Raw genomic sequence first — 4,651 nt, forward strand, 5'->3', positions numbered from 1 at the left:
CAGCGCCCTGACGGGGGTGATTCCCGTTCCCGAGCTCATTGCCGCATAATCAAATCAGCTGACCCGCACGGTGACGATGAATTACACCAACCGGCGGGACGTGACCAAAAGCACCGCATCACCCGTGGCGAGTAGTCCGAGTTGGTACGGGTAGTCCACGTTGTTGGTACCGCCGTTCCACAGAGTTGAAAGTGCCTTCATCAAAATGTTCCCGGTGAGTGGACGGCACCGCGACGGGTACTGACGATCGCGGAACCGGGTGGTGCCGTCAGCGCCTGCGCAACGACGAACCGAAGGACGCGCAGGACGCGCAGGACGCGCAGGACGCGCAGGACGCGCAGGACGCGCAGGACTGCACGGAATCATGCCAGGGGCTTCGTCGCGACGGTTTGGCAGGGTTGGCCACATCGCCATCCCTGCCAGTTCCACCTCCCCGGAATAGCGGTACCAACAAGGTGGACTGCCCGTACCAGTTACGTCTATCCTCCAACCCGGTCGATGGGCTACACCGGGGTCTGCTGGGAAACCGCGATGGCGGAAAGTTTCTTCGCCACACTCAAGACCGAGTTCTATCACCGACGCATCTGGCCCAGCAAAAACAAGGCCTCCAGAGAGGTCGGCGCCTGGATCGAAGACCGCTACAACCGCCGCCGCCGGCACACATCCCTCGGCCAAGTCAGCCCCGTCGATTTCGAGCTGCAATACTCAAACCAGAACGCGGTCTTCGCTAAAGCCGCATAACCCCGTGTCCACTAACCGGGGGCAAGGCCACGGCGAGGTGGATGACAGTCACATCGTGACTGGCCTTCACAGCACAACGTCACGCGAAACAAAGGTGGCCGACCATGGCTTCATCTTGCTTGGGAATCAGCGGCTAATAATCAATACTCTAACGGTGGTTAAACCTCGTCTTTCTCTATTTTGCCGCTACGGTCATAAGACCGTGCAACGAAGAGAGCCATGCCAACCCACAGTAAGAGCAGCGCAGCCATGATGAACGCGAGCCAGGTCACCGCCGGCAATAAATCAAGGGGGGTGAGTGCAAGGAACCCGAGAGAGATGAAAGTGGAGAGGGCCGCGAATGCCAAAGCCCACTCTTGCTGCCCGGTGACGACAAAGACATTCGCCACCGGCGAGGTGAAGGTGACCATGAACAGCCAAGGCACTAATGCCTGGCTGATGTACCCTGCTTCTTCCCACTGAGCGCCGAAAACGATTGGGAATACGCTCGGAGCAGTGAAGTAAAACACGACGAATACTGGGGCCGAGAAAAGGAAAATGCGGACGAAAGATGCACGGAGTAATCTAGTCATTCCCCCTGGCGCCTCAGTGGATAATCGCTGAAGCAGTACTTGGGCCACTGCTCCGTTGAGCAAGCTAACCGGAGCTTTAGTCATTTGAAACGCAAGTGAAAAATTCCCAAGACTGCTCACACCCATGTTTCCGACTAGCACGTTGATGCCCGCCGTCTTGACAGCATCAAGAACAGCTGTCGGCAAATTTATAAGAGGCATCTTGCGAAAACGCTTGGCTACCTGCCACTTGGTTGGGGCTTCGTCTGGGAGGCGGTCGTGCAGTTCCGGTGTCCCACGATGCACAAAGAGCAGCGTTATCAACTGGCCTACTACGAGACCCGCCATGAGTCCTTGAAAGCCACCGATGACAAATGCAAAGCCAACCTGAAAGGTCGCCACCGCAACAGCCTGGACAAGACGATTCCCCGCAATGGCTCGGTACTCCTGTTGACGGTTAAGCCAGAACTGAACATTTACTATCTGGGCCATGAGATAGGTTGCAAGCCCAGCTGCGATCAGCCAGGTGGCGAATGCTGAGTCCCCGTAGAGCTGGGAGACAAAAGGATGAACCCCCAATAACACAACTGACAAAACTGCAGAGAGCACCAAGATCGATCGTGAAGCCAACCTTTGCAGCACGCGCGCGTCCACGTCCGACTTCGGCAAGACGATGGCCATGTCGTAACGCAATGCCACCAGAGTGATTCCGATAGTTACTGCCGATTGGATGATCGTGAAAAGCCCAAAGTCGACCGGACTATACAGCCTGGCAAGGGGCACCATCACGATTACTGTGATGAGCTGCGCCCCTGCTGTTCCTGATAAGACGGTAGCAATCTGCTTGAACAGAACACCCCGCCCGAACAGCCCCTCAAACAGCCGACGCAGCGACGGGATCAAGCAGACGCCTGCCTTTCAAAGGCGGCAAAATACATTTCATACATGGCCACGGCTGTTACCCCGAGGACCTTATCCCAGATGGAACTGCTCTTGCCAAACGACTTTCTAAGGGATTCTTGTAATGCATCGTTCGCAGGGATTTCTCTTGCCTTTTGCGATGAGTCCAGTACGAGCTCCCGGAATTTTGGATTTACGGCATACCAAGATTCCAAGGGGTTCATGCTATTCCCCAGGCGGGAGATTGCCACGGAACCCGGGATATTGCGCTGACCCAACCAATTCTGAGCTCTGCGAGATAGGACGCCGGTCGCCTTCCGCGCGAAAAGCTGCACATGCCGCACCGGGTTCACCCGGAAGGGCAGTAGGCGCGTGGTGGGCACTGCCAAAGCCCCTGGGTAACAACTTTTGATCCAGAGAGCGAAAATCTTGTGACCGATTCTCCATTCAAGGGGCAGCGAAAACATGAAGTCGAGCAAATCAACGTCAGAATAGGGTGAGACGGCAAAAGTGAAGTGCTGCCTAAGCAGATGCGAAGACATGGCCCCGCGGAACACGCGCGTGCTCATGATGAAAAGCTCTTCGTCGACGGCGTCATGAAGGTTCCGAGGATAGGTGTTTACCTTTGAGAACGCCCCGGTTCCCGGGGCCGGAGGGCGCCGCTCCGGGGAACTCAGGAATGTGCCAATGACAGCGTCTCCGATTTGACCAGTATGCTCCAGCCCGAACTCCGTGAAATTTAGGCTCTTCAAGACAAATGCCCCGCCAGTGATACCTGAGTAGAAAGCCATTCCAGAGTTGAGGCGCAGGTTCTGCTCGGGGGCTAGTGCCGACCGGCCTCCGTCCATTGGATGGTACAGGCAGTCGTTACCTAGCTGTTTCGCCAGTCTCATTGCGTAACGATTTTCGGTGGTTCTCGATTCGCTATACGTGACGTTAGTAATCGAGCTGTAGCCCAGGTCGCGGGCAACTATATTTACCATGCGTGCGTCCATGCCGCCACTCAGATCCACTAGGTGTCGGCCGTACCCGTACTCAATATCTTTGTCGAAGCAGCGTTTCACGGCCCGACGGAAGAGACGATCGAGCTCACTGACAGCTTCCACGATCGTACTTACGCTACACGCGACATCGTTCTTGAGGCTCCAATACACTTCTGTATTAAGAGCCCCACCCTCCAAATCGATAGAGATCACGCACCCTGGTGCGATCCGCGTTATCTCCTGTGCAAAGGTGTGATCATCGATCATAAAGCCATAACTGAGCATCACCGATGCAGCGTGTTCGTCGAAGGTAATTGGCGCCCCTGCCTCGCGGAGCATACGCATCATGATGTCGAAGCTGTTCGAGAGTGTCGGACCGGTTGCATCCCTGTGCGCGAACGCCGCGGACTCGCCGGTCTGGTTACCGAACGAGTACAATACGCGCGCCCGTCGATCGAGTATCGCCCCACTAAACGGACCCCGGAGCAATGCCAAGGTTTCCTTCACGCCGAACTGGTGGAGCAGAGTTGGGATCAAATCTAGGATGGAAGTTTGTCCGGCTTCGCCAAGAAGCTCAGTCTTGTTGAGTATCACACCATCGATGAGAAATGTATAGTCGTCGGTGCTCACGAGGAAACGATCATCGGCGAATCTCCCGTCTGAGCACCGGCCAAAGACGAATCCGTCGACTTCTAGAAGTTCGTAGTGACCCGGAACCGTGTAGCCATAGCTAGATGGAGTAACGACCCATGTGTTCCGATCGACCAAAGGGACTGTATCAGCCATCTATTGCTTCCGTTCCAGTGCGCGCATGAGGTTGGTTCACCACGATAGAAGTCTATTGATCAGAGGACGCAGTTCCTAACCATCGAGCCCGACCACCTATGTCTGCGCGGAAAGAAACCTACCTGTGCGGACAACTGCGCCCAGCGTCCGGCTGACTCCCGCTAGCGAACGTGCCTGGACGGCGTAGCGGAGGGTTGACCCATAAGAAAATCGGCGATAATTCGAGGCCTTTTACACACTGCGTCTGGATTCTGCCCAGACAAGCGAGGACTTCCAATCAGCACTCGACTAGATCGATCTCAGGGAACCAGTCCAGATGACAGCCGACGCGTCAGAAATCTGCAAAATTCGTGCGCCTTGTCGCTCCAAACGCGCGACCCAATCCCAGTCCTAATGCTTCTCGAGTAATTCGTCCCAAAGACGCTCCTCGCGAGTCCCGTCCGTGCGGCAAGCGTTGAAGTGTAGATCACTGCACGACTAACCGTCGGGCTGCGGCGTCGGGAGAGGTACTCAACATCGCACTGTCCACCCTTCTTCACGACTGACGGCACGGGGCGCTCGTCGTACCTGTTCCTGCGTTTCGGAAGATGTCAACCTTTATGAGTCAGTTTCTTTAGGTGGTCATTGAGTTCGTTCCTGCCTTCAGGGGTTCGTTGATCCAGGTCGTGGTCGGGAACGTTAGTGGCGTCG

General features: G+C 55.8%; 3 protein-coding genes. 1 reads left to right on the plus strand and 2 read right to left on the minus strand.

Going from position 1 to position 4,651, the window contains the following annotated elements; genetic code table 11:
- The first annotated feature begins 498 nt into the window (after positions 1 to 498).
- The gene (locus E3O11_RS09890) at positions 499 to 741 is read left to right on the plus strand and encodes an integrase core domain-containing protein (protein WP_092453233.1); all 243 of its coding nucleotides are present in this window, start codon (positions 499 to 501) and stop codon (positions 739 to 741) included.
- 158 nt (positions 742 to 899) lie between these two features.
- Here E3O11_RS09890 and E3O11_RS09895 read toward each other — a convergent pair whose 3' ends face one another.
- Both E3O11_RS09895 and E3O11_RS09900 read right to left on the minus strand, forming a co-directional pair.
- On the minus strand, positions 900 to 2,195 hold the full coding sequence (locus tag E3O11_RS09895; RefSeq protein WP_092453236.1) for an oligosaccharide flippase family protein: 1,296 nt from the start codon (positions 2,193 to 2,195) through the stop codon (positions 900 to 902).
- On the minus strand, positions 2,192 to 3,805 hold the full coding sequence (locus E3O11_RS09900; protein ID WP_134495514.1) for an asparagine synthetase B family protein: 1,614 nt from the start codon (positions 3,803 to 3,805) through the stop codon (positions 2,192 to 2,194). Before E3O11_RS09900 ends, E3O11_RS09895 begins: the two co-directional genes overlap by 4 nt.
- Positions 3,806 to 4,651: the final 846 nt, after the last annotated feature.

It is taken from the genome of Cryobacterium levicorallinum (genome assembly GCF_004402405.1).
Classification (GTDB): Bacteria; Actinomycetota; Actinomycetes; order Actinomycetales; family Microbacteriaceae; genus Cryobacterium; species Cryobacterium levicorallinum.

What these genes read in the sequence shown, in the direction of transcription:
- E3O11_RS09890 (WP_092453233.1), top strand. Translation starts at nt 499, where the DNA reads ATGGGCTACACCGGGGTCTGCTGGGAAACCGCGATGGCGGAAAGTTTC.